Here is a 26,695-nt window from a genome sequence, read left to right on the forward strand (position 1 = left end):
TACTCAACCTTTACGCATTGCCTGTCGCGGCGCGGACCAGAGTTTCGGCATTGAGGTGCGAACGTTCAAAGATGCCGGCCGACAATCCTTCACGCATCACCAGCACGCGATCCGACATGCCGAGAATTTCCGGCAATTCCGACGAGACCATGATGATGCTGAGGCCTTCGCTGGCAAGTTCGCTGATGAAGGCATGGACCGCAGCCTTGGATCCAATGTCGATGCCCTTGGTCGGTTCATCGAGGATAAGAATCGTCGGTTGGGTTGCCAGCCATTTGCCGATGACGACCTTTTGTTGATTGCCCCCGGACAAGGTACCTACCGGCACGGAAAGAGCCGCAGCGCGCAAGTCGAAACGCTCGGCATATTTGCGTGCAAGGGCGAACTCTTCCGCCGCGCGCAAAAAACCCGAGCGAGACGTGCGTGTCAGCGACGGCAGCGAAATGTTCTGATAGATCGGAAGCTGCAATACCGCGCCATGGCGGCCGCGTTCCTCAGGCACGTAGACGATACCGGCTTTGATGGCATCGCTCGGCGAGCCGATTACGATCTCCTTGCCGGCCAGCTTAAGAGTACCACCGGAGGGTTTTGTGACGCCAAAGAGCGACTGGCAAATCTCCGAGCGGCCTGCGCCAACAAGACCGTAGATTCCGAAAATCTCGCCCTTCCTGAGGGCAAAGCTGATGTCGCGAAACTCGGTCGGATGCGTGTAGTTTTCGACCGAAAGCACCGTCTCACCGAGCAGGATGTCGACTTTCGGGAAGGCATGTTCGATGGAACGGCCGACCATGAGCTTGACGATCTCATCCTGCCCGACACCGGCCAGCACGCCACTGCCAACCGCCTTGCCATCGCGGAAAACCGCATAATGATCGGCGATCTCGTAGACTTCATCGAATTTGTGGCTAATGAACAGAATGGCCTTGCCCTGGGCTTTCAGGCGCTTAACGATCTGGAACAAATCGTCGACCTCCTTGCGTGAAAGCGCGGCGGTTGGCTCATCCATGATGACAATGCGCGCATCGACGGACAGCGCCCGGGCAATGGCCACGAGATGGCGCTGGGCGATCGAGAGATCCTTCAGACGCACACGCGGATCGATATTGCTTTCCAGGGAATGGAGCAAAGCCAAAGCGCGCGCGTTGACCGCTTTCCAGTCGACCAAGCCGAGCCTGGTTTTTGGGGCATGGCCGAGAAAGATATTCTCGGCCACCGACAATTCGTCGAAAAGCACGGTCTCCTGATGGATTGCGGTGACACCGAAATCGATCGCATCCTGCGCATTTGCAAAGACTACCGGCTTGCCATCGACCTGGATCTCACCCTCGTCGGACTCGTAAATGCCGGTGAGGATCTTGACGAGCGTCGACTTTCCCGCACCATTTTCGCCGATCAGCGCCGTCACCCGGCCCGGGAACAGGGCGATGTTGACATCGTTCAACGCCTTCACCCCGGGAAATGACTTCGAGATGCCACGCATCTCGAGGAGAGGCGTCTCTGACATTGGCTCTGGCAGGGTAATCTTGTTCATCAAATATACCGGAAGGGAAAAAATGCCCGGCAGAAAATCTGCCGGGCTGGTCACGAGACGTATGGATCAGAATATCTTGGAGAACTGATCGATGTTCTTGGCGTCATAAACGAATGGATCGGCCATAGCTGCTTCGCCATTATCGCCGACCTTGATCTTGCCCATGCGTCCGGCTGCAATTTCGCTACCGGGAGCACCGTCCGTCTCACCCTTGACGAGGCGATAGGCGATCTGGGTTGCCGAATAGCCAAGGTCGATCGGGTTCCAGATGGCGAATTCCTTGGTCGCACCAGACTTGATCGCGCCGGCCATTTCAGAAGGAAGACCAAGACCTGTCACATAGACGTCGCCGATCTTCTTGGCATCGGCGACGGCTTGCGATGCGGCAAGGACGCCCACCGTTGTCGGTGCGACGATGACCTTTACATTCGGCTGCGAGGTCAGCAGGCCCTGTGCTTCGCGGTAACTCTTGTCGGACAGGTCGTCACCATAGACCGTCGTCACAAGATTGAGGCCCGGGAAATTCGGCAGTTGCTTCTTCATCTCCTCGATCCAGGTATTCTGGTTGGTCGAGGTCGTCGTTGCGGAAAGAATGGCAAAATCGCCCTTGCCGTCCTTGAGATGGTCGGCGGCGAGCTGCAGGCACATCTTGCCGATCAACTCGTTCGACGATGGATTGAGATGCATGATGCGGCCATCCCTGGCAACCGCGGAATCCCAGGAAATGACCTTAATGCCGCGCGCCATGGCCTTCTTCAGCGCCGGAATGACAGCGTCGGGATCATTGGCGGAAATCGCGATTGCATTGACGTTCTGCGCGATCAGCGCGTTGATGACCTCGATCTGGCCTTCCGCCGTCGTCGACGTCGGACCGGTGTAGATGACCTCAACGTCGCCGAGCTCTTTCGCAGCTTCCTGCGCGCCCTTGTTGGCCGCTTCGAAGAAGCCGTTACCGAGCGATTTGACGACGAGGCCGATCTTGACCGTATCGGCGGCGTAGGCCTGCGATGTGAGCATGGCAAGGGCGAATGCCGATCCCAATGCGAGTTTCTTCAAAAGTTTCATTGTCTGTCCTCCCAGAGATTGAACCGTATTGTTGGTCGACACCGTTTCGATCACGCGACGGAAACGGAATTCCTTGATTTTTCCCGATTGACGTTTGCGATGATCAACCTGACGCCCGCGTCCTCCACCATTTTCCGGTCCGAATCCGAGATGCCGTCATCGGTGATGATGGTGGCAACGCGCTGCAGCGGACAGAGGATGAGGCTCGAGCGGCGGGCAAACTTGGTCGAATCGACGAGCAGGACGAGCTCATCGGCCTGATTGATCAGTTTTTGCTCGCCCTGGATAATGAGCGCGTCGGACTCCATGACCCCGAACGGTCCAACGCCCTGCGAGCCCATGAACATGCGCTTTCCGTAGAAATTACGCGTCACATCATTGTCGAAGGGCGAAAGGATGATGCTTTGCTCGCGGTAAATCGCCCCGCCCGGCACAGTGACCGAACTCTTGGAATTCTTCACCAGATGCTCGGCAATGGCGAATGAATTGGTCATCACCTGCAACCGCCGCGAGGCGAGGAAATGAACCATCTGGAATGTTGTCGTGCCACCATTGATGATGATGGCGTCGCCTTCTTCACACAGCGCAACGGCCTCGCGGGCGATGGCACGCTTTTTGTCGGCGTTTTCCGACTCCGAAACATGAAAGTGCCGGCCGGCGAGGGGCGTCAGTTGCGGTGGATGCACAGCTTCGGCGCCGCCACGCACCCGGCGCAGCTTGCCTTTGACATGGAGCGAGGCAATGTCACGACGGATCGTTGCTTCCGACGCTTCCGTCAGTTCGGCAATGTCCTGAATGGTGATGACCGGCTTTTCCTGAACAGCGCTCAGAATGATGCGGTGGCGCTCACGCTCGTGCATGCTTGTTCTCCTCCTGTGACAATCTATGGCGCAAAAATATCGCGAGTGTCAATCAACTTCAGTCAAATAGTTTCATATTGCACTGCACAATAGTAAGTTTATGACTGAACTTGACCGTTTGTGATTGACAACAAAATGCGATCTGCTCCATAGCTAGACACAAATAGCAGCGGCCGGACGACCTGTCCTGCGCGGGCAAATGACTTTTCGGGAGGCAAATAATGGCAGACAAGGTCCAACTTCTGGATAATCGTTGGGACGGTCAAAAGGCCGCTGATCTGGATGAGCCGGGCAAGCTGCTTTACCGTTCCAATCTGCTGGGCGCCGACAAGCGCATCACCAATTATGGTGGTGGCAATACGTCCGCCAAAGTGATCGAAACCGACCCGCTGACCGGAAAGCCAGTCGAGGTGCTGTGGGTCAAGGGGTCGGGCGGCGATGTCGGTACGATCAAGCTCGACGGTTTTGCCACGCTCTATATGGAAAAGCTGGAATCGTTGAAGTCCATCTACAAGGGCGTCGAGGACGAGGACCGCATGGTCGGCTTACTGCCGCACTGCACTTTCAACCTCAATGGCCGCGCTGCCTCCATCGATACGCCCCTGCACGGATTTGTGCCGTTTAAACACGTCGATCACATGCATCCCGATGCGATCATCGCCATTGCTGCGTCGAAAAACTCCCGCGAATTGACGCAGGAAATCTTCGGCGACGAAATCGGCTGGCTGCCGTGGCGTCGTCCAGGTTTCCAGCTCGGTCTCGACCTTGGTGCCTATGTGGCTGCGCATCCAAATTCCAAAGGTGTCGTGCTCGAAAGCCATGGCCTCTTCACCTGGGCCAATGACGCCAAGGAATGCTATGAACTGACGCTGGACATCATCAACAAGGCGATCATCTGGTTCGATCAGAAGACGGCCGGAAAAGCGGTCTTTGGCGGGGAGGTTACCAAAAGTCTTGGCCCCTCCGAACGACGTGCTATTGCAGCAAAATTGATGCCGGAAATTCGTGGAAAAATCGGCGTGTCGGAGCGCAAGCTTGGTCATTTCGATGATCAACCGGCGGTGCTCGAATTCGTCAACTCAAACAATCTGCGCCCTCTCGCAGCCCTCGGCACCAGCTGTCCGGACCATTTCCTGCGCACGAAAATTCGACCACTCGTGCTCGACTTCGATCCGGCAAACCCGGACGTGGATGCGGTAGCCGCATCGCTCGACAACGCGCTGGAGGCATATCGCGCCGACTACGCCCGCTACTACAATGATTGCAAGCACGACAATTCGCCGGCTATGCGCGATCCCAATCCGGTGATTTTCCTCATTCCCGGCGTCGGCATGCTGTCCTTCGCCAAGGATAAGGCGACGGCGCGCATCGCGGGCGAGTTTTACGTCAACGCGATCAACGTCATGCGCGGCGCCTCCTCGGTTTCCGAGTATCAGGGCCTGCCCGAACAGGAAGCCTTCGACATCGAATACTGGCTGCTCGAAGAAGCCAAGCTCCAACGCATGCCGAAACCCAAGTCATTGGCTGGCCGGGTGGCTTTGGTCACCGGTGGCGCCGGCGGCATCGGCCGGGCGACGGCGGAACGGCTTTTGGGTGAGGGCGCCTGTGTGGTGCTTGCCGACATCGATGCCGAAGCACTGAAGACGGCGCATGACGATTTCGCCAAACGTTATACAGCCGATGGCGTACGCAGCGTTCAGTTGAACGTGACGGATGAGGCAGGGGTGATCGCCAGCTACGCCGAAGCTTCCGTGGAGTTTGGCGGCGTCGACATTCTCGTTTCCAATGCGGGCATCGCATCCTCGGCGCCAATCGAGACGACCGAGCTATCGATGTGGACGCGTAACATCGATATTCTTGCAACCGGCTATTTTCTCGTCTCGCGCGAGGCGTTCCGGCTGTTCCGCAGGCAGAAGATTGGCGGCAACGTCGTCTTTGTCGCCTCGAAGAACGGGCTTGCCGCATCGCCAAATGCGAGCGCCTATTGTGCTGCCAAGGCGGCGGAAATCCATCTTGCGCGCTGTCTGGCGCTGGAAGGCGCTGAAGGTGGTATTCGCGTCAATACGGTCAATCCTGATGCGGTACTGCGCGGTTCGAAAATCTGGAACGGCGAATGGCGGGAGCAGCGCGCCGCCTCGTCCAATCTGCAGGTTGACGAGCTCGAGGAACACTATCGCAAGCGCTCACTGCTGAAGCTCAATGTGCTGCCGGAAGACATCGCCGACGCGGTATATTTTCTTGCCTCGGATGCATCCGCCAAATCAACTGGTAATATCATCAATGTCGATGCGGGCAACGCGCAGAGCTTTACGCGTTAGCACTGTCGGTCTCGGGAGGACATCATGGCTGAGCTACATATTTCCGGCGAACTGATTGCGGCCGAAAACGACCGGCTGCTCGCTGCGCACAAGAGCGACTACGAGGCGCTGGGTGCTCATCTCGTGCGACGCAACATCGACATCGACGCGATCACCAACAAGGTCGCGGACTTTTTCGTCGCCGTGCCCTCATGGGGTGTTGGCACGGGTGGAACGCGCTTTGCGCGCTTTCCCGGCATAGGCGAGCCGCGCGGCATCTTCGACAAGCTCGACGATTGTGCGGTGATCCAGCAACTGACGCGGACGACACCCAATGTGTCGTTGCATATCCCCTGGGACAAGGCGGATCCGAAACATCTGAAAGCCCATGCCAATGCGCACGGCCTTGGTTTCGATGCAATGAATTCCAACACCTTCTCCGATGGGCCCGACCAGGCACATTCCTATAAATATGGATCGCTAAGCCATGTGAATGCGGCGACGCGGGCGCAGGCGATCGAGCACAACATCGAATGTATCGAGATCGGTGCAGCGATTGGCTCGAAAGCCCTGACCGTGTGGATAGGCGATGGTTCCAATTTTCCGGGACAGAGCAATTTCGCCAAAGCCTTCGAGCGATATCTCGCATCAATGTCGGAGATATATAAAGCGTTGCCGGATAATTGGCGTATCTTCTCCGAGCATAAGATGTATGAGCCGGCTTTCTATTCGACGGTGGTGCAGGATTGGGGAACAAATTATCTGATCGCGCAGACGTTGGGGCCGAAAGCCTATTGTCTCGTCGATCTCGGCCACCATGCCCCGAATACCAATATCGAGATGATCGTTTCGCGGCTGATCCAGTTCAAGAAACTTGGCGGCTTCCATTTCAACGATTCCAAATATGGCGACGACGATCTCGATGCCGGGTCAATAGATCCCTATCGCCTGTTTCTCGTCTTCAATGAACTTGTCGATGCGGAAGATCGCGGCGTAGAAAATTTTCATCCCGCCCACATGATCGATCAGTCGCACAATGTCACCGATCCGATCGAAAGCCTGATCTCAAGCGCCAATGAAATTCGCCGGGCCTACGCCCAGGCTTTGCTGGTAGATCGAAAGGCATTGAGCGCCTATCAGGATGAAAACGATGCGCTGATGGCTTCCGACGCATTGAAGCGCGCCTACCGCACCGATGTCGAACCAATTCTCGCCGAGGCCCGTCGACGGTCAGCTGGAGCAATCGACCCTATCGCTACTTATCGCAAGAGTGGTTACCGCGAATTGATCGGCAAGCAACGACCGGCAAGTGCCGCTGGCGGTGGGGGAATAATTTAAGCCAGCTACCCTCAATGATAAAGCAAGGGCTGCGCTTCATCGCGCGGCCCTTTTGTTTTTTGAATTGACAGGCCCGCCGGCATTTGTTCTTATTCTACTATAAAACACTATAATCCATTATTGTGGAATAACAAGGGAACCCGTCATGAAATCATTGAAGCTCGCACTCCTTCTTGGTTCAGCGCTGATTGCTCTTAGCCCCTCCGCTTTCGCTCAGACAAAAGGCGGGGTCATCAATGTCGCCACGATCGGCGAACCGCCCACACTCGATGCCATGGCTTCGACAGCGGATCTCGTCGGCATTGTCTCGCAGCATATATTCGAAACCCTCTATACGTTCGATAAAAGCTGGAACGTCACACCACTTCTCGCTGCCAGTCTTCCCGAAGTTTCGACCGACGGCAAAGTCTACACCATAAAGCTGCGCACCGGCGTCAAGTTCCATGACGGCACGGATATGGATTCGACCGACGTCGTTGCTTCGTTAAAGCGCTGGACAGAAGTTGCCTCGCGCGGCAAGCAGACAGCCTCGATGATCGCTTCGATCGAAGCTGTCGATCCTGCCACAGTCAAAATCACCCTCAACGCGCCTTATGCTCCGCTCGTTTCGCTGCTGGCTTTCAACAATGCCGCCGCGATCATTCTCCCCAGCGAGAAGCAGCAAAACCCGATGACCGATCCGGTTGGTACGGGGCCGTATATGCTGAAGGAACGCAAGGCCGACCAGTATATCCAGCTGGCACGTTTCGACGGTTACAAATCACCTGAAGGCGACGAAAACGGCTATGGCGGTGCCCGTCATCAATATCTTGATGAAATCCGCTTTGTTCCTGTACCGGATGCCAATACACGTGTCGAAGGTGCGGTTTCGGGTCAGTTCGACTACGTCGACAGCCTGCCGGTCGAAGCCTATGAGCGGCTGAAGGACCAGAAAACGACTGAAGCCGTATTGCTCAAGCCATTCGGCTGGCCGGTCTTCGTCATGAACACCAGCATGGGCATCACCAAGAACCAGGATATCAGACTGGCCATTCGCGATTCGCTCAGCATGGAAGACATGATGGCAGCGGCCTTCGGCAGTACGGATTTCTATTCGCTCAATCCGTCGATGTATCCCGACGGCTATAGCTGGAAGACCGATGCGGGCACCGAAGGCGCATACAACGTCGCCGATCCGGAAAAGGCTGCCGAGCTGATGAAGAAGGCCGGCTACAATGGCGAACCAATCCGCATCCTGACCAGCCGCCAATATGAATTCCACTACAAGATGGCGCAGGTTGCGGCCGAGTATCTGAAGGCTGCAGGCTTCAAGGTAGATATGCAAGTGGTGGACTGGGCAACGCTGACCCAGCGCCGCGCCGACCCGAAACTCTGGGATATTTATATCAGCCACAGTCCCTTCCTGCCGGAACCGGCTCTGATCGGCGCCATGTCGACCAGCGCGCCCGGCAATTGGGATACGCCCGCACGCAAGGCGGCTGTCGATGCGTTCAACGCTGAAGTCGATCCAACGAAGCGCGTCGCACTTTGGGCCGAAGTACAGAAGGTGATCTATGCCGAAGTCCCGATCATCAAGATAGGTGATTTCAATGCGCTCTCGGCCAAGTCACCAAAGCTGGAAGGTTTCACGCCGGCGCCATGGCCCTATTTCTGGAACGTATCGCTGAAGCAATAGCGCAGGCGCAACGGTCGCGGGCAGGGGCTTGCCGGCCTGCGGCCATAGTTCAGTAAAAACTGCAAGAGAGAACGATCCGACCATATGCTCCGCTACATACTCCAACGCTTTATCGGCATGATCATCGTGATGTTCCTGGTGGTGACGATCGTTTTCATCATCGTGCGCGTCACGCCGGGTGATCCCGCTGCCGTAATGCTCGGGCCGGAGGCAACTGCGGCAGATATCGCAGCGCTGCGTCAGCAACTCGGACTCGATCAATCCATTCTGCTGCAATATGTCTATTTCATCGGCAATCTGTTCAAGGGCGATCTCGGCCAGTCCATCTTTCTCAACCAGCCCGTGCTGCAGGCGCTTGCCCAGCGCGCCGAACCGACCTTCTTTCTGACAATTTTCTCGCTGCTGATCGCCAGCGTCATCGCCATTCCAATCGGCATCTATGCCGCATACCGACGCGGGTCATTTTTCGATCAGGCAGCAACAGCAGTAGCCATGCTTGCCGCAAGCATCCCGAGCTTCTGGCTGGGCCTCATCTTGATGCAGATATTCGCCGTACGCTTCGGCCTGTTTCCAGTATCCGGCTATGGCGGGCCAGGAACATCGTTGATGGAACGGCTCGGATATCTGGTGTTGCCGGCGTTCGCGCTCGGCATCGTCTCTTCCGCGCTCATTATGCGTTTCACCCGCGCCTCCATGCTCGATGTGCTGGGCGACGATTATATTCGCACAGCGCGCGCCAAGGGCGTGGATGAGCGCCGGGTCGTGTTGAAACATGCCTTCAAAAACGCGCTGATTCCGATCCTCACCGTGCTGGGTTTAACGGCAGCAGTGCTGATCTCGGGTGCTGTTGTCACAGAGACGGTGTTTGGTCTTCCCGGTGTCGGCAGTCTTGTGGTGTCAGCGGTGCTGCGGCGCGACTATCCTGTTATCCAGGGCGCGCTGCTGATCATCGCTGCACTCTACGTCCTCATCAACTTCGCCATCGATATGCTCTACCTCGTCGTTGATCCAAGGGTGCGCTACTGATGACCGATATTGCAACCAACGTCCCGACAAGCGAGCGCTCAAAGTTTTTCCGGATATTGATCCGGCGCAAGACCGTACTGTTCGGGCTGATCGTTCTCGCAGTCTTCGTGCTTCTCGCGGTCTTCGCGCCCTTGATCACACCCTATTCGCCGAGCAAATTGTCCATCGTCAACCGTCTGAAGCCGCCAAGCATGAAGTGGTTCTTCGGCACGGACGAATTCGGCCGCGACGTATTCTCGCGGACGATCTTTTCGGCACGGTTATCGCTATTGGTCGGTTTCGCCGTGGTTGTGCTTGCATCGCTGATCGGTGTGACTCTCGGCATCCTTGCTGGATTTTTCCAAAAGCTCGATGCGCCGATTACCCGCCTTATCGACGCGATGATGGCTTTTCCCGATATTCTATTAGCGATTGCGCTCGTTGCAGCACTTGGGCCATCGCTGACCACGGTCATTGTCGCACTCAGTATCGTCTATGCGCCGCGCCTCGCTCGTATCGTTCGCGCCTCCACATTGGTCATTCGCGAACTGCCCTATGTCGAGGCGGCGACATCGCTTGGAATCTCGACGCCGCATATCATGACGCGGCATATCCTGCGCAATCTGCTATCGCCGATTCTCGTGCAGGGCACATTCCTCTTCGCCAATGCCATGCTGGCGGAAGCGGGTCTCTCATTCCTCGGGCTTGGCGTCAGTCCGGAAGTGCCGACCTGGGGCACGATGATCGCGTCCGGCCGGCAATATATCGGCAAGGCGGACTGGATGACGCTGTTCCCTGGCATTGCTATCGTGCTTGCCGTTCTTTCCCTGCAGATGGTCGGCGACGGTTTCCGCGACCTTCTCGACCCCCGCCTCAGAAAGGATCTTTGATCATGCCTGCATCTTCTGCAACCGCCGGTTCTCCAATGGAAGGGCGTTTGCTGCTGACCAATGTCAAACCGGTTTCGTTCGGACCGAATACGCCTTCGTCCAGCATCGACATCCTGATCGATGCTGATGGCAAAATCGCCGAGTGTGGTCCTTCGCTGAATGTTCACGGCGATGTGCGCCGTGTCGACGGCAAGGGCGCTTGGATTTCCCCGGGCTGGGTCGATCTACACACGCATATCTGGCATGGCGGCACGGATATTTCGGTGCGTCCGCAACTATGCGGCGCCGAGCGGGGTGTCACCACCATCGTTGATGCGGGCTCGGCGGGTGAGGCCAATTTCCACGGATTTCGCGAATACATCATTGATCCCGCACGCGAACGTATCAAGGCGTTTCTGAACCTGGGCTCCATCGGGCTCGTAGCCTGCAACCGGGTCAGCGAACTCAGCGATATCAAGTCGATCGATATCGATCGTACCGTTGCCTGCGTCAATGAAAACCGTGATCACATCGTCGGACTGAAGGTGCGTGCCAGCCATGTGATTACCGGCTCCTGGGGTGTCACTCCGGTTAAAGTCGGCAAGAAGCTCGCCAAGATATTGAAAATCCCGATGATGGTGCATGTTGGCGAACCGCCGGCGCTTTATGACGAGGTGCTGGAAATCCTCGGCCCGGGAGACATCATCACACACTGCTTCAACGGCAAGGTCGGCAGCAGCATCATCGAGGACGATGATCTGTTCGAACTGGCGGCGCGTTGTGCAGGTGAGGGGATCCGTCTCGACATCGGTCACGGCGGCGCATCATTCTCCTTCCGCGTGGCGGAAGTCGCGATCCAGCGCGGACTTCTACCGTTTTCGATCTCGACCGATATTCATCTGCGCAGCCTGAACTTCGCAGTGTGGGACCTCGGCACGACGATGTCCAAACTCCTGAGCGTCGGCATGCCGTTCGACAAGGTGGTGGAAGCGGTGACGCTCTCGCCGGCGTCGGCGATCAACCTGCCGACCGAGAACCTCCTGTCGGTTGGAACGCGTGCGGATTTCACCATCTTTGAACTCACCGATTCAGATCTCACAGTCACCGACTCGATGGGTTACGAAGCAAGGCTCGACAAGCTGTTCGAACCACACTGGGCGGTGCTCGGCAATGAACCGATCGCCGCCAGCCGCTACCAGCCCGTCAAGCCTGAAACATCCGGCGCCATTGCGCCCCATTCATACCGCTGAGGAATTCGCCTTGAGTGACCTATCAAGTCCGGCAATCGATGCCGACCTTTCCCCTTATGATCGTCTCAAGGCGCTGGGCATAATTCTTCCCCCGGCGCCGAGCCCGATCGCGAATTTCGTCACCCACATTCAGGAAGGCAATATGCTGTATCTGTCCGGGCAGGGGCCGCGGGAAGATGACGGTTACATGCATACCGGCAAGGTCGGAGGTTATGTGAGCGTTGACGAAGCTTACAAGCACGCGCGTCTGACCGGCATCAACCTGCTTGCGGTCGTGCATTCGGCGCTCGGAGATTTGCGGCGGGTAAAACGTGTGGTGAAGCTTCTGGGCATGGTCAATGCAGTGCCGGATTTTGCCGACCATCCCTCGGTCATCAACGGATGCTCGGACTTGCTGATCAATGTTTTTGGTGAAGCTGGCAATCATGCGCGTTCAGCCGTTGGTTTCAGCTCGCTGCCCGGCAATATCACCGTGGAAATCGAGGCAATCATCTCGTTGAAGGACTAGGTCAGGAATGACTGCGCCAGCCCATTACAGTTTCGATCCGCTCCGCCGAGGCCTTGACCTCGGCCGTGTAGCGATCGGGATTGTCGGTGATCTTCTGTTCGGGCAGAACGATGGAAATGGTGGCAATACAGGCGCCATTGTCATCGCAGATGGGCGAGGCGACGCAGGCCACGGCATAGTCGGATTCGCCCGCCTGTATGGAAATGCGTGCCTGCAAGGCTTGTTTGGCCGACTCGGACAAAACCGATGGATCGATCACAGCACGTCCTGTCGGAGAAGATTTCGCACAATGCTCGAACACGTCCAGCCGTTCCTGTTCCGGGAGATGACCAACAAGCAGGCGGCCGGATGCAGTCCAGTTGAGCGGGACGCGGGTGCCGACGCGGGACGTTACCTGAAAATGCCCCGGCCCGTCAGCCATCGCCAGCACCATCATGTGATCGCCGTCGCGGCCGCAGACCTGCACCGTTTCGCCCGAAACGCGGCTGAGATTGTGCATCTCATGGTTGGCGACATTGAGAAAATCCAGCGAGCGCGCATAGGCAAGACCGTAGTGATAGAGCCGCGCGCCCAGCCAGACAGTGTTATCGCCATTGCGCGACAGAAGGTTCTTCTCGACGAGGTCGTCGATGATCACATAGACGGTGGAAAGGGGGGCGCCAATGGCCTTGGCTATTGCGTAAACGCCGGCCGGACTTCCCGTTTCATACAGATAGTCAAGAACCTGCAGGGCGCGATCGATACCGCTGACACGCGAACGCCGGGCGGTTGTGTCCTCGCGGGCAAGATTTCCGGATGCGTCCATGTCTGATGTCTTCGCGTCCACTTTCAGGCTCCTGCAAATCGCTCAGGTCTCTCGAGTCTTTATTACATTATAACGGCATACATGCCAAGCAAACGGAATACTCTACAAGGAGAATACCATGACCGACTCTCATATGCCGCCCGATATACGCCAGTCGCTTGGATTGAGACCCGTGATTAACGTTTCGGGGACAATGACATCACTGGGCGCGTCGATTGTGGTACCGGAGGCGGTCGCCGCTATGAGTGCCATACTTCCGCAATTTGTGGAAATCAACGATCTGCACAAGATGGCGAGCCCGGTAATTGCACGTCTGACGGGCGGCGATGCCGGCTTTGTCACGGCTTCCTGTTCGGCCGGGATCAGTCTCGCCGTGGCGGCGACCATGACCGGAAGCGATCTCGCTGCAATCGAGCGGCTGCCGGACACCACCGGTCTGAAGGACGAAGTGATCATACAGACTGGCCATGTCGTCAGCTATGGCGCGCCGGTTGACCAAGGCATCAGGCTTGCGGGCGCGCAGGCGGTACTCATCGGCCAGGCCACATCCTGCTATCCGTACCATCTCGACGGTGCCATCAATGAGCGCACGGCTGCCGCTGTTTTCGTGGTGTCGCACCACACTGTCCAGTATGGACTGATCGCCCTGAAGAAGTTTGCCGAGGTTTGCCACGCGCGCGGCGTTCCGGTCATCGTCGACGCCGCTTCCGAATACGATCTGAAAATCTTTCTCGCGGAGGGTGCCGACATCGCGCTCTATTCCTCGCACAAGTTCCTCGGCGGACCAACGGGCGGTATTGTTGCCGGGCGCAAGGATCTGGTTCGCAATGCGTTCCTGCAGAATATGGGCATTGGCCGCGGCATGAAGCTTGGCAAGGAAAGCATCCTTGGCACCATCGCAGCACTCGAAGCCTGGGAGAAGCGCGACCATGCCGGTATCCGCGAAAAGGAAACCGGTTATCTCGATCTGTGGAAGCAGACGCTGTCGGGCAAGCCCGGCGTCACCGCCGAGATCGAACCGGATCCAACCCACAATCCGCTCGACCGTTTGCGGGTGACCGTCAACCCGCAGGAAGCGCATATCACAGCGTGGGATCTTGCCGATGCGCTGGCGCGAGGTGCGCACCCGATCATCGTCCGCGATCATGAAGCCGAGCACGGATTTTTCTATATGGATCCATGCAATCTGCATCCGGGCGAGGAGAAAATCGTGGCGAGCCGTCTCGACGAGGAGCTGAGCAAGGCACGAGGCTCGAACGAGATCATCGCAAGCCCGTTCGAAGAACGTTACGCCCGTCGTATGGCTGGTCTGATGCGCTGGCCAGATTGACTGGAGGATAGCTCATGGAAAAGTCCATCGCTCCCGTTCTCTCGGTTTCGAACTTGACCACATCGTTCTTGGCCGATGGTCAATGGCGGCCGGTCGTGCGCAACGTCTCCTTCGACGTTGCGCCCGGCGAAACTGTGGCAATTGTCGGCGAGTCCGGGTCCGGCAAGAGCGTCACATCGCTTTCTGTCATGCGACTTCTGCAAAAGGACAAGAGCCGTATCGAGGGGAAAATCATGCTGGGCGGAAAGGACATTCTCGCCCTGCCGGAGAACCAGATGCGCGGCGTCCGCGGCAATGATGTCGCGATGATCTTCCAAGAACCAATGACCAGCCTCAATCCGCTGTTTACGGTGGGTCAGCAGATCAGCGAGGCATTGCTTTGTCATCACAACATGTCGCGTGCCGAGGCAAAGGCGGAAACCATCCGGCTTCTTGAAAAGGTGCGGATACCTGCTGCGAAATCGCGATTCAATGAATATCCCCATCGCTTCTCGGGCGGGATGCGACAGCGCGTGATGATTGCGATGGCGCTGGCGAGCAAGCCAAAACTGCTTATCGCGGATGAACCGACGACAGCTCTGGACGTGACCATTCAAGGCCAGATACTTGATCTTATAAAACTGCTGCAAGACGAGGAGGGCACCTCTGTTCTCTTTATCACCCACGATATGGGTGTCGTGGCAGAGATCGCCGACCGGACCGTGGTCATGTACAATGGCGAGGCGGTCGAAACCGGCAAGACCGAGGATATCTTCGCACGGCCGCAGCATCCCTACACACGTTCGCTGCTGTCAGCAGTTCCGGTTCTGGGCTCGATGAAAGGGCATGAGCGGCCTTTGCGATTTCCGGTGGTCGATCGCGCCACGGGCACATCCGATACACCAGTCGAAGCGGCCGATACGGTGCAGGCGGGGGTCCAGCCGCTTCTCGACGTGCGCAATCTTACGACGCGTTTCAACATCCATTCCGGCATGTTCGGCCAGCTTGAGGGACGGGTGCACGCCGTCGAAAATCTGTCCTTCACCTTGCAGCCCGGCGAAACCCTTTCGCTCGTTGGCGAATCCGGCTGCGGAAAATCAACGACGGGACGCTCGATCATGCGCCTCGTCCAAGCGCAAGCCGGCGAAGTGCTGCTCAATGGCCAGGACGTGCTGACCATGGACCAGAAGCAGTTGCGCGACATGCGCCAGACCATGCAGATGATTTTCCAGGACCCGTTCGCCAGCCTCAATCCTCGTATGACGGTCGGCGCGGCCATTGCCGAGCCGTATCTGGAACACAAGCTCGGAACCCGTGCCGAAGCACGTGAGCGTGTGGCGGATCTACTGGAGCGTGTGGGCCTCACGCCAGCAATGGCAAGTCGCTATCCGCATGAATTCTCCGGCGGCCAGCGTCAGCGCGTCTGCATTGCCCGCGCATTGGCACTCGACCCGAAGATTATCGTTGCTGACGAATCCGTATCGGCACTCGACGTCTCGATAAAGGCGCAGGTCATCAACCTTCTGCTCGACCTGCAGGCTAGCCTGAACCTCGCCTATCTGTTTATCTCGCACGATATCGCCGTGGTCGAACGGGTCAGCCACCGCATCGCGGTAATGTATCTTGGCGAAATCGTCGAAATCGGGCCCCGCGCGGCGATCTTCGAAAATCCCCAGCATCCCTATACGAAAAAGCTGATTTCAGCAGTGCCTGTTCCGGATCCCTCGCGGCGAGGTGTAAAGCGGCCTGTGTCCAATGACGAGATCAAAAGCCCCGTTCGAGCGCCGGATTTCGCAGTTCCGATCCGTCAATATACCGAGGTTTCGTCGGGACATCTGGTGCAGCTCTGATCAAGCCGGGGCTTGAGACATTGGCCTGATCGTGACATGACATTGCGAGAGCTGCCCCATCATCAGGCGCAGAGCAGGAAAAGCCATGTCCAAGCCCTTTATCGATCACCTGTCTTCCGAACTCGAGGGGCTGAAACAGTCCGGGCTTTATAAGACCGAACGCGTCATCACCTCCAAACAAGCCGGACAGATCGTTGTCGATTCGGGTGCAAAGGTGCTCAACTTCTGCGCCAATAATTATCTCGGACTTGCCGACAACGAAGAACTTGCCGCAGCGGGCAAGGCCGCACTCGACCGCTACGGCTACGGCATGGCTTCGGTACGCTTCATCTGCGGCACGCAAGAGGAACACAAGCAGCTTGAAGCCCGCATCTCCAGCTTCCTCGGTTTGGAGGACACAATCCTTTATTCCAGCTGTTTCGACGCCAATGGCGGCCTATTTGAAACTTTGCTCGGTGAGGAAGACGCAATTATCTCCGACGCTCTCAATCATGCCTCGATTATCGATGGCGTGCGTCTGTCCAAGGCCAAACGTTTCCGCTACGCCAACAATGACATGGCGGCGCTGGATGAAGAATTGAAGAAAGCTGAAGGCAGTCGCTTCAAGATGATTGCGACCGACGGCGTATTCTCGATGGACGGCATCATCGCCAATCTGCAGGGCGTCTGCGACCTCGCCGACAAATATGGTGCCATGGTCATGGTGGACGACAGCCATGCCGTCGGCTTTGTTGGCAAAAACGGTCGCGGCTCCGCCGAACATTGCGGTGTCGAGGGCCGTGTCGATATCATAACTGGCACCCTGGGTAAGGCACTGGGTGGGGCTTCAGGCGGCTATACATCCGGCAAGAGCGAGGTGGTCGACTGGCTGCGTCAACGCTCGCGGCCCTATCTTTTTTCAAACACGCTCGCGCCTGTCATTGCGGCAGCATCGCTGAAAGTGTTCGATCTGATTGACCAGGGCGCGGACCTGCGCGCGCGCCTCGCCGCCAATGCCGCGCATTTTCGCCGCGATATGACAAAGCTTGGCTTTAATCTGGCCGGCGCCGATCATCCTATCATTCCGGTGATGCTTGGCGAAGCGACGCTGGCGCAGGAAATGGCGTCGCGCATGCTCGAAAAGGGCGTTTATGTCATCGGTTTCGCCTTCCCTGTGGTGCCAAAAGGCCAAGCTCGTATCCGCACCCAAATGTCCGCCGCCCACACCACGGAAGACGTTGCTCGGGTGATCGAGGTTTTTGCTGAAGTCGGGCGTGATCTTGGCATCATCGGAGCGAAATAGCATGTCGAACATGATGAAGGCACTGGTCAAAGCGAAGGCGGAACCCGGGATCTGGATGGAGCGCGTTCCGGTACCGGAACCTGGTGCAAACGACGTACTGATCCGGGTCAAAAAGTCAGCTATTTGCGGCACTGATGTGCACATCTACAACTGGGACAAGTGGGCTGAGGCCACGATCCCGGTGCCGATGGTCGTGGGTCATGAGTTCAGCGGCGAGATCGCCGAAATTGGTTCTGCCGTGACCAAATACAAGGTCGGGCAGCGCGTCTCCGGTGAAGGCCATATTGTCTGTGGCATTTGCCGCAATTGCCGCGCAGGCAGGGGCCATCTCTGCCGTAACACGCTCGGTGTCGGCGTACACCGGCCCGGTTCCTTTGGCGAATATGTCTGCATTCCGGAAGACAACGTCGTACCGATCCCGGACGATGTTTCCGATGAAATCGCTGCGATCTTCGATCCCTTTGGCAACGCCGTGCATACGGCCCTGAGCTTCGATCTCGTTGGCGAAGATGTGCTGGTTACCGGCGCAGGCCCCATCGGCATCATGGGTGCCCTGGTTGCAAAGCGCTCAGGAGCCCGCAAGGTCGTCATTACCGATATCAATCCGGCGCGCCTCGCGCTCGCCCGCAAACTCGGGATAGATCATGTGGTTGATGCTTCGGCGCAAAACCTCGCCGACGTCATGAAAGACATCGGCATGACCGAGGGTTTCGACGTCGGTCTGGAGATGTCCGGTGCGGCACCAGCTTTTCGCGACATGATTGACAAGATGAACAACGGTGGGAAGATCGCCATTCTCGGCATTGCGCCGACAGGTTTCGAGATCGACTGGAACAAGGTGATCTTCAAGATGCTCAATCTGAAGGGCATCTATGGCCGCGAGATGTTCGAGACCTGGTACAAGATGATCGCCTTCGTGCAAGGGGGTCTCGATCTGTCGCCGATTATAACGCACCGGCTGCCCATCGATGATTTCCAGTCTGGCTTCGATGCGATGCGCTCTGGCAGTTCAGGCAAGGTCGTTTTGAGCTGGTAAGTAAGGGCGTCGTTCCGACAGGACAATGTTTCGGTGAAGTAGCCACCCTCCACCCGAAAGGATCTTGAAGAGCCAACATTTCGGGTTTAACAAGCGGGGGGCGCGATGATACCCGGTGGCCGGCCGAAACGGGAAACAGCAGTATCAAGCAAGACGACAAACCTCGAACGGGGGGCGGGTGCGTTTACTTTGGTTGCGGATGCTCCCCTTTACTTATGTAAACGGCGTTACCCATCTTTGCCTACAACGCGGTACCCATGCTGAAGAACTCCCGATTGCGATCGAGACCATCTTCGCTGTCCTCGTGCACCGCGCGCGGACAGGAAATCTCTCCGCGTTGATCCGCATGCACGCGCGAGGGGCAGGTTGTTTTGGTACTGGCAGCCCCCGGACAGCGCCGTCCCTCCTCAAATACACTGGCCCGGACAATGATCCGACCCACGCGCATCTTCAGCAACTGAAAGATAACGTCGAAAATTTACGTTATAGACGGTTTTTCGTGCGCGCGCTTCGCGCCGCGGGGCTTCCTGGTCCCGACAGGAACTAAACGCGGGTTAATGTGTAAAGGGATGTGCATTTTTCAGCGAACCGAACCAAGTCGGAAATGCAGGACACTTAATCAGTGACGGACACGGCTATTGAAATCTACTCATTGGATACCCAACTACCTCATCCACCCGTCGATGAGAAATCGAGTTGCCAGCAATGACGCTTGCTTTCTCCGGGAAAAAAGGGCGCTCCCCTCGAACGGGTCGAGCGCCCTTTTTGTAGCCCTATTCATGAGGCAGTTTAGTTCCATCGAACAGCTAATGTTTTCTGACCTCCTGCAGAAATGCCTGGACGCAGAATTCGACGATACGTATCCCGAAAATGGATCGTTCTTGCTCCAAACGCGGCACGGCCGACAATATTGGTATTACAGGGGATTTTCCGCAGACCCTCAGGGAGGAGCAGGACAGCAATATCTCAAATATGTGGGTCCAAAAGGCAATGAGGAATTGGACAAACGTGTTCAACATTTTCAGCGAGTAAAATCGGGATACCGGCAACGCAGGCAGCTCGCTTCAAAACTCAGGCAAGCAGGGATGCCATCGCCCATCGCAATTGAAGGCCAAGTTGTTCAAGCGTTGTCGAAGGCGGGAATGTTTAAGCTTCGTTCGGTGTTGGTTGGTTCCGTGGCGTTCCAAACTTATGGAGGCCTTCTCGGAGTCCGGTTGCCCGACCTTACAATGCGCACAGATGACATTGATGTTGCCCAGTATTTCAGCGTCTCCCAGCAAATCGACGACAAAATCGAAAACCTGGAGCAAGCGTTGAACTCGGTCGATGATAGTTTCTCGCCCGTTTTCCATCCTAATGAACCCAAACTGGATTCGGCAGCCAATGAAACGGTCGAAATTGCAGTTGCGGCAAATGCGATCAACGCGCTTCACAACTGGTGCCTGCTCTCGGGTAGACGTCAGTCAGCGTATTCTCAAGGCCTGTATTACTCATTTCCTGTCACACTTATTACTCATTTTACCTGACGTCTAATACACATTCCCCCACGTTTACCAAGGGCGAGGTGAAGAATTGATCTCAAGCAGAAGAAGGTTACCCTCAACCATGAGGAACTCAAAAGTTTGGACATGCCAGCAATGAGGATGGTGTTAGTTGTCAGCGACAATGCACTGCTTGCCAAGGCAAAACAGGCCAAAGCGCCCGAATTTCGCCGAGAAGGTCAACGGCAAGCTCACGGTAACTTAATTCCCGGCAACCGATTGTTATCAGCGGCTCGGCAAGACGCCAGCGGCTGTACATAGTCGCTGGCCAGAAGTTCCAACGAATATATCTGCAGTACACACGGTAACAACAAGGACGGGGCGAGTTATGAGCGTTCAGGTCTGCCGAGGTGGGCAGGTTCGGCCCCAAGCTATGTATATCCGTGTTTTAGCAGCCATGGCGAAGACGAATCTTGTAGCGTCAGGATGGCTGGCGCTTTACGCCATCTTCACCAGCGTCATTGCAATAGCATTCAGGGAGAATTTTCCAGCTAATTACTTAAGCCACTGGGATGAGCGCTATTGTTGATTACCGTGTCGGGGAATGCAACTCACTCGCCAAGTGCTGGCCGCCTGATGTCCATTTCCCCACTCTGAAAAGCCGATCTACGTCTTCTGGGCAATCGTTGTCGTCGCTACCCGAATGCTGGTGATAGCCCCCGCCGACAGCATCGGCCGGAAGGGATATGCCTCGCCTGCCGTTTCGTCGGCCAAGACCGGAAACCAGAAAAACTGTCCTGTCCGCCTGCCGTCACGTCGGGTTAACGCGACCGACGCTGTCTATGAACAAAACGTATCCAGCTTGATCAGTTCCGCAAAGGCGTTTCAGGCTCGTTTGATTGAAACCTGACATTAGGGGGAACGAACCTTTTTCATGGCGGTTATGCTCAATTGCCCGATGGCAATCGAGGAATTGAAATGAAACGGATCGCATTCGCGCTTTACGCGTTGGCGTTGTTAGCGGCAGTACGTGCCATCCAACACCGGACAGCAGCAGTGGCGATCACGTCCCGAAGACATACGGGAGGGTCTTACTCGGTTGACAAAGCGGCGGCACAGCAGGCGGAAACTCTGGAGCCCGGGCGGGGCCGCAACGCGAAGTCCCCCGCCGAAATTCCGGCATTGGGCTGGAAGGATGTTCTCTTCAGAGTCTACTATTCGTTGCAACAAGATCGGGTCATGCTGATAGCTGCTGGTTCGACCTTCTATTTGCTGTTGGCCCTATTTCCTGCGCTTACGGCCTTCGTTTCTCTTTATGGTTTACTGGCGGATCGCGCCACAGTTTCCGGCAACATATCGCTGCTTGCTGGAGTTGTGCCGAACGATGCTGTTGCCCTGATCCAAGCTCAGCTTGAGGCCTTGGCAACCCAGGATGTGAAAGCGCTCGGCGTCGGATTTTTTCTGGGCCTGTCGGTGGCGCTTTGGAGCGCGAACAATGGTTTTAAATCCATATTCGAAGCTTTGAACGTCGCGTATGGGGAGAAGGAAAACCGCAGCTTCGTAAGATTGAACCTGATTTCATTCCTTTTTACGTTGGGTGGCCTGTTCTTCGCAATTGTCCTAATCATCGTTCTGGGAGCTATCCCCGCGCTGTTGGCGTCACTCGGATTCGCCGGCTGGAGCGAGGCCCTGATTAACATAGCCAGGTGGCCACTCATGGCGGTAATTGCGGCTCTCGCTGTCTCTGTCCTTTATCGGTTCGGCCCCGATCGCGAATACGCAAAGTGGCGCTGGCTCTCGTTCGGAGCTGTCTTTTCCGCTTTGGTCTGGATCATTGCCTCTGCCGCGTTTACGTTCTATCTCGCCAACTTTGCAGATTACAACGCGACCTACGGGACCTTGGGCGCGGTCGTCGGCCTGATGATGTGGACCTGGATCTCGTTGATAATCCTGATCCTCGGAGCGGAACTCAATGCAGAACTCGAGCAACAAACTGCAATGGACAGCACCACCGGGGCACCGCGCCCCATGGGAGAGCGGGGAGCAGTGGCTGCAGACACCATAGGCGAGGCGACAAGGTAACAAAAACATACGTTTTATAGCTTTAGATATTTGGATTAGTGGGAGATTAATTGGAATGACTATCGAAGAATCCAACAGCAAATTGAACATGGATAAGCTCGTCCACCTGACAGCCAGATTGGTGGCGGCTTACGTCAGCAATAATGCGGTGCGTGCCGCGGATTTACCGGTGTTGCTCAATACCGTGCATGCTGCATTGTCAGGAGCAACTCCCGGAAACGAAGAGACGGCGATTGCCTCGCCTATCCCAGTACCTGCAGTGAACCCCAAAAAGTCGGTGACACCCGATTACCTCATTTGTCTCGAAGACGGCAAGAAGTTCAAATCGTTGAAGCGGCACTTGAAGACTTCCTTTGATCTCACACCCGAAGAATACCGCAAGAGATGGAATCTTGATCCTTCCTATCCGATGGTCGCGCCGAATTACGCCGAGAGTCGATCTCGCCTTGCCAAAACCATGGGGCTCGGTCGAAAGTCGGGGAGGGCGCGTTGATCAGCGCTCAGTCCGTTCCTGGCCGCACGGTTTCCACGGTTAGCGACTCCTCTGGCAGTTGGCTGCAGCAATTCTGTTTCGGACTTTGTCAGGTAAAGCCATACCGCCCAATTCTCCGGGCGAAGCACGACCACTTGGCGATTGTGATACGGTTCCACATCCGGTCCCGGCATCGTTGTTAGCATCGTAAAGGCGGCGGGATGATTGCCTTGTCTCTCGCGCCGCCGGCAATCGCCAGGAAAGGTTCGCTATTCAATGTGAACCGATGCTTCGCCTTCGGATATTTCGTGCGCATGAATTCGAAGAAGGCGCTCGCCGGGATAAGGCAACGTTTGCTGTCAGCAAAGTGACGGCGGCCCTCCGATCGAAAGTTGAACACGGGTCCGCCGCGTCCGCTAGGTGGGAAACTGAAATTCATCCGCGAGAGTTCAATATAGTCTCCGGCGGCGCGCATTACGGGAGCCATATCGTTAATCTTAACGTCATCGGCCTGCGGAAGGTCGAGCTCGCTCTGATGGGCAGGCATGTTTAGCTCGAGGCTTTGCATCATGTCGCAATCTTCGGACCAACGGATATGCTGCTCATAATCGTTGCACATAACGGCTAACCTAGTTCAACTTGCCGTCGTTTGGGGGGAGGGCATAGGTTAGAGTCAACATAAACATGGGGGGCTGCAGAACTGGACAGGTGTCTCTTGCCGAGCTTATGCGCTTCGACGAGTTCCGCCCAACCCATCGTTCTTAATTCGAACAGACTGCACTCGCCCCTTGCGCAATGAATCCGCTTGCAATTCGGTCGATGTGCGCAAGTATCCAAGGCATTCAGAAGTGCGGAAAATCTGTTCATGTCCATTCAGTGTTTTCCGCTTAAACGCCTCACGACGCCTGCCTTCTTCGTAGGTTGAATGCCTTGTTCGGAAACGCATTTTCCGATTGCGAGACATACGGAGACGACCCGCCAACTGAGGCCTATATGAAGGACTTCCTGGCCAAGGATCACGTCGTTGCCTTGGTCGCGATGGCACACGGAGTTGTGACGGGTGGACTTGTCTCCTATGAACTTGACAAGTTTGAGCAGGCGCGACGTGAGTTCTATATTTATGACCTCGCAGTAGATGAAAAGTATCGTCGGCAAGGAATAGCGATATCCCTTATCAACCACTTAAGAGATATCGCCAAGCGCCGCGGCGCGTGGGTCATATACGTTCAAGCGGATTACGGTGATGACCCGGCGATTGCACTGTACGAAAAGCTCGGCATTCGCGAGGATGTTCTTCATTTTGACATAGTGATTGACCCGTAGCCCAGAAATGGAAATAGAAACCAACTTCGCGAGCCCGCAATGGATGTGTGGTTCACCGTCCGGCCCAGGTGAATTGGAAGCAGCGTTTGACGGCAAACACGGTTGGTTCTGACGCAATCGCACGGGGAGCGATGTCACAATCAAGCTCAACACATCGGGTGCTTATTCAAACATCGAAAAGATGATGTAGCCCTATAGTCGCTCGGCAGCCGATAGTGAGCCTTCTATACTAACGGACCGCAGGAGTGTCTTGCGGTCCACTCGCGCCAGCCGAATGAATTGCTTCGCTTATTCAGGAATGTGCTTCCTGTTCGCGTGCTCGGTAGAGGGCGTCGATAGCCGTCTGGATTTCCACCAGATTCTTGAGCGGTCCAGGGTTTGCGCCGTTTTGTGCAATCTGCAGAATTTCCTGGCGACGCGAGGAAATCAATTCCTTTATCGCCGCGTCGATTTCCTTGACGTGCTGTGCTGCCATGTGAGTCCTCCAAGACGGCTGAAGTCGTGATGTGCCGTTTGGACAGGCCGAAGTCAATCAACGAAGTCGAGACGCGATTTTTGCAGTCTCGCTGGCACGCCATGTAGGAAGCAGTCAACCGGGTCATTCCACCGTCTGCCATTAACCTGCTCGACTCATGTCGGCTATCCCGAGGCCATAGTCGGAGCATCCGACCACCGTTTCCCGCAAAGCTTGAGCAACGCAGTTCCTAAAACGTGCCTTCTGCGGATCTTTACTGGAAATACTGAAAGCGCAAAATCAAAACAGGGCTTGCAATGACTATCGCTGTCACCAGAAACAATCCTATGAGGGCTACCGTTGCCATCTGTCCCGAGAATCGATAGCCAAGAAGATAAAGTTCGCGATTTCTTGACCGAATCATATCCCACCTCCATTAGTTCGGTTGCCACTTGACTAGCTTCCATGCTTGGCTGAAACGAGCGATTACCTACTTGGTTGCAGCAGCTGGGCATTTGACAAATCCGGCTGCAAAAGTTTCGTCTTGGGGTTAATCCAAATCTTATGTTTGAATTGCTGATCGTCGGTTTTCTTATTCTCCTGAACGGAGTTTTCGCACTATCTGAGCTTGCGGTGGTCTCGGCACGTAAAGCCCGACTGGAGATGTTGCTTGATCGCGGTGTCGCGGGAGCAAGCGCGGCCATTGCGCTTTCGGAGAATCCCGGGAAGTTCTTATCAACAGTTCAAATCGGCATCACACTCGTCGGTATCATCGCGGGTGCGTTTTCCGGTGCAACACTTGGATCGCGCATGAGCGTATTCCTTGCGGGTGCAGGCGTGCGCGCGGATATCGCCGATGTCGCAGGCTATGCTCTCGTTATCGGTATCATTACCTATCTTTCGGTAATCATCGGTGAACTCGTTCCCAAACATCTGGCATTGAAGAACCCGGAGCGTATTGCCTGCTTCATCGCCCGCCCCATGAACGTCCTGTCGCTTGTCGCTGCGCCGGCGGTCTGGGCCTTGGATGCGTCGACGCGCGGTGTGTTTAGGCTCCTTGGTATATCGACTGCTTCCGAAAGCGCCATAACCGACGAAGAGATCCTGACGATTGTTGCCGAGGCGGGCAGCACAGGCGTGATCGAGGAAGCAGAGCGCTCAATGATATCGGGTGTAATCAGGCTCGGCGATCGCAGCGTTCGGGCTGTGATGACCCCGCGGACTGAAGTCGAGATGGTCGACGTCGGCGAAGATGCGATGTCATTGAAACGCAAACTCATCGCAGCCAACCATTCCTGTCTCCCGGCGTTTGACGGTGACCGCGACAACGTTGTCGGCGTCATCATGCTTCGGGATATGATCGAGCCGATGCTTGCATCCTCGGCGGTGGTCATCCGCGACCACGTGCGTCATGCTCCGATCATTCCCGACACGATGGATGCCTTGGCGGCGCTCAAGGTCCTGCGAAATGCCGATGTGCCAATGGCGCTCGTTCATGACGAATATGGTCACTTTGAGGGACTTTTGACGCCCGGCGACATTCTTGATGCCATCGCGGGTGCGTTCCGCTCGGATGAGGATCAGTCAGAGAATGAGGCGGTGCGGCGGGAGGACGGATCCTGGCTTCTTGCGGGTTGGATGCCAGTCGATGAAATGGCGGATTTGCTCGGTCTCGACCTACCTGAACACCGCCACTACGAGACGGTAGCGGGCTTTGTGATCGATCACTTGGAAAGGATTCCCGTAACCGGAGAGGCCATAGAAGTCGACAATTGGCGATTCGAGGTCGTCGACCTTGATCACCGCCGCGTCGACAAAGTCTTGGCGTCCCGCTTGTAGCAGATCGGGTCTAAAGTTAGGGGAGGTCCTGTCCAGTTCTGGTCGGTCCAGAACGTGGCTCCCGGCGATAGATGTCATCTTAAATGATAGTCAATGTAACGCCATCGAACGCACAAAGTTCGAAGATGCCAACAATCAATCCAGCCGGTTCGAAAGGTTACCGGAGTAAACGGCGGTTATGGACGCAAAAGCAACAGCTACAAAACCGCACGGACGTTCCATAATATTGATTATGCAATCTTTGAATGTAGCAGGGTGGGTTCAAGGATGAAGTGCGACTTGCGATAGATAACAATGGCTTATCACTCGCAAGGACTTGCCCATGGAACGTACCTACTCCCAGATTGATATGGATGAACGCCGC

General features: G+C 56.1%; 21 protein-coding genes and 2 pseudogenes. 17 read left to right on the plus strand and 6 right to left on the minus strand.

All coding sequences use genetic code 11. From position 1 onward, the window contains the following. Positions 1–10 precede the first annotated feature (10 nt). From PHA01_RS23660 to PHA01_RS23670, 3 genes are all read right to left on the minus strand, one after another. The gene (locus tag PHA01_RS23660) at positions 11–1,531 is read right to left on the minus strand and encodes a sugar ABC transporter ATP-binding protein (RefSeq protein ID WP_271898758.1); all 1,521 of its coding nucleotides are present in this window, start codon (positions 1,529–1,531) and stop codon (positions 11–13) included. A 66-nt stretch (positions 1,532–1,597) separates the two neighbouring features. Further along, the gene (gene rhaS / locus PHA01_RS23665; protein ID WP_271898759.1) at positions 1,598–2,596 is read right to left on the minus strand and encodes a rhamnose ABC transporter substrate-binding protein; all 999 of its coding nucleotides are present in this window, start codon (positions 2,594–2,596) and stop codon (positions 1,598–1,600) included. A gap of 50 nt (positions 2,597–2,646) precedes the next feature. After that, the gene (locus PHA01_RS23670; protein ID WP_271898760.1) at positions 2,647–3,456 is read right to left on the minus strand and encodes a DeoR/GlpR family DNA-binding transcription regulator; all 810 of its coding nucleotides are present in this window, start codon (positions 3,454–3,456) and stop codon (positions 2,647–2,649) included. Positions 3,457–3,677: 221 nt separating this feature from the next. Between PHA01_RS23670 and PHA01_RS23675 the strand changes: the two genes are divergently transcribed. The 7 genes from PHA01_RS23675 (at position 3,678) to PHA01_RS23705 (ending at position 12,398) form a co-directional block, all read left to right on the plus strand. Further along, a complete protein-coding gene (locus PHA01_RS23675; protein WP_271898761.1) occupies positions 3,678–5,774 on the plus strand; it encodes a bifunctional rhamnulose-1-phosphate aldolase/short-chain dehydrogenase in 2,097 nt (698 codons plus the stop codon). Positions 5,775–5,798: 24 nt separating this feature from the next. After that, positions 5,799–7,091, plus strand: coding sequence for an L-rhamnose catabolism isomerase (gene rhaI / locus PHA01_RS23680; protein ID WP_271898763.1), 1,293 nt, complete (start codon positions 5,799–5,801; stop codon positions 7,089–7,091). A 145-nt stretch (positions 7,092–7,236) separates the two neighbouring features. Continuing rightward, positions 7,237–8,766, plus strand: a complete 1,530-nt coding sequence (locus tag PHA01_RS23685; RefSeq protein ID WP_271898764.1) for an ABC transporter substrate-binding protein — start codon at positions 7,237–7,239, stop codon at positions 8,764–8,766. An 84-nt stretch (positions 8,767–8,850) separates the two neighbouring features. Further along, a complete protein-coding gene (locus PHA01_RS23690) occupies positions 8,851–9,792 on the plus strand; it encodes an ABC transporter permease (protein ID WP_162702074.1) in 942 nt (313 codons plus the stop codon). Continuing rightward, a complete protein-coding gene (locus tag PHA01_RS23695) occupies positions 9,792–10,661 on the plus strand; it encodes an ABC transporter permease (protein ID WP_271898765.1) in 870 nt (289 codons plus the stop codon). The genes PHA01_RS23690 and PHA01_RS23695 overlap by 1 nt, the downstream gene beginning before the upstream one ends. A 2-nt stretch (positions 10,662–10,663) precedes the next feature. Further along, complete coding sequence (locus PHA01_RS23700; protein WP_271898766.1) at positions 10,664–11,890, plus strand: amidohydrolase/deacetylase family metallohydrolase; 1,227 nt, start codon at positions 10,664–10,666, stop codon at positions 11,888–11,890. A 10-nt stretch (positions 11,891–11,900) separates the two neighbouring features. Further along, entirely contained in the window at positions 11,901–12,398 is a 498-nt protein-coding gene (locus PHA01_RS23705) for a RidA family protein (protein ID WP_271898767.1), read from the plus strand. Between the two features lies 1 nt (position 12,399). Here PHA01_RS23705 and PHA01_RS23710 read toward each other — a convergent pair whose 3' ends face one another. Beyond that, the gene (locus PHA01_RS23710) at positions 12,400–13,230 is read right to left on the minus strand and encodes an IclR family transcriptional regulator (RefSeq protein WP_370637291.1); all 831 of its coding nucleotides are present in this window, start codon (positions 13,228–13,230) and stop codon (positions 12,400–12,402) included. A 106-nt stretch (positions 13,231–13,336) separates the two neighbouring features. Here PHA01_RS23710 and PHA01_RS23715 point away from each other — a divergent pair, with 106 nt between their 5' ends. The 8 genes and pseudogenes from PHA01_RS23715 (at position 13,337) to PHA01_RS23750 (ending at position 22,736) form a co-directional block, all read left to right on the plus strand. Then, positions 13,337–14,533 (plus strand): aminotransferase class V-fold PLP-dependent enzyme, encoded by a 1,197-nt coding sequence (locus PHA01_RS23715; protein WP_271898781.1) that lies wholly within the window; start codon positions 13,337–13,339, stop codon positions 14,531–14,533. Between the two features lie 14 nt (positions 14,534–14,547). Continuing rightward, complete coding sequence (locus PHA01_RS23720; protein ID WP_271898768.1) at positions 14,548–16,362, plus strand: ABC transporter ATP-binding protein; 1,815 nt, start codon at positions 14,548–14,550, stop codon at positions 16,360–16,362. An 85-nt stretch (positions 16,363–16,447) separates the two neighbouring features. Continuing rightward, positions 16,448–17,644, plus strand: a complete 1,197-nt coding sequence (locus PHA01_RS23725) for a glycine C-acetyltransferase (RefSeq protein ID WP_271898769.1) — start codon at positions 16,448–16,450, stop codon at positions 17,642–17,644. A gap of 1 nt (position 17,645) precedes the next feature. Next, entirely contained in the window at positions 17,646–18,680 is a 1,035-nt protein-coding gene (gene tdh / locus PHA01_RS23730) for an L-threonine 3-dehydrogenase (RefSeq protein ID WP_271898770.1), read from the plus strand. Positions 18,681–19,489: 809 nt separating this feature from the next. Continuing rightward, on the plus strand, positions 19,490–20,206 hold the full coding sequence (locus tag PHA01_RS23735; RefSeq protein ID WP_271898771.1) for a GSU2403 family nucleotidyltransferase fold protein: 717 nt from the start codon (positions 19,490–19,492) through the stop codon (positions 20,204–20,206). Continuing rightward, a pseudogene (locus PHA01_RS23740) lies at positions 20,173–20,426 on the plus strand (copper-binding protein). The gene PHA01_RS23735 and the pseudogene PHA01_RS23740 overlap by 34 nt, the downstream one beginning before the upstream one ends. 713 nt (positions 20,427–21,139) lie before the next feature. Next, complete coding sequence (locus PHA01_RS23745; RefSeq protein WP_271898772.1) at positions 21,140–22,243, plus strand: YihY/virulence factor BrkB family protein; 1,104 nt, start codon at positions 21,140–21,142, stop codon at positions 22,241–22,243. Between the two features lie 55 nt (positions 22,244–22,298). Further along, complete coding sequence (locus PHA01_RS23750) at positions 22,299–22,736, plus strand: Ros/MucR family transcriptional regulator (RefSeq protein ID WP_271898773.1); 438 nt, start codon at positions 22,299–22,301, stop codon at positions 22,734–22,736. A 7-nt stretch (positions 22,737–22,743) separates the two neighbouring features. Here the strand turns inward: PHA01_RS23750 and PHA01_RS23755 are convergent. Then, positions 22,744–23,334: pseudogene (locus PHA01_RS23755) on the minus strand (SOS response-associated peptidase family protein). Positions 23,335–23,636: 302 nt separating this feature from the next. Between PHA01_RS23755 and PHA01_RS23760 the strand changes: the two are divergent. Further along, positions 23,637–24,038 (plus strand): AAC(3)-I family aminoglycoside N-acetyltransferase, encoded by a 402-nt coding sequence (locus PHA01_RS23760; RefSeq protein ID WP_417021023.1) that lies wholly within the window; start codon positions 23,637–23,639, stop codon positions 24,036–24,038. A 292-nt stretch (positions 24,039–24,330) separates the two neighbouring features. On the opposite strand, the gene PHA01_RS23765 is transcribed toward PHA01_RS23760, so the two are convergent. Further along, entirely contained in the window at positions 24,331–24,513 is a 183-nt protein-coding gene (locus tag PHA01_RS23765) for a hypothetical protein (protein WP_224513668.1), read from the minus strand. Between the two features lie 543 nt (positions 24,514–25,056). On the opposite strand from PHA01_RS23765, the gene PHA01_RS23770 reads away from it, so the two are divergent. Further along, positions 25,057–26,331, plus strand: a complete 1,275-nt coding sequence (locus tag PHA01_RS23770) for a hemolysin family protein (protein WP_271898774.1) — start codon at positions 25,057–25,059, stop codon at positions 26,329–26,331. Positions 26,332–26,695 lie beyond the last annotated feature (364 nt).

It is taken from the genome of Candidatus Phyllobacterium onerii (assembly GCF_028331445.1).
Lineage (GTDB): Bacteria > Pseudomonadota > Alphaproteobacteria > Rhizobiales > Rhizobiaceae > Phyllobacterium > Phyllobacterium onerii.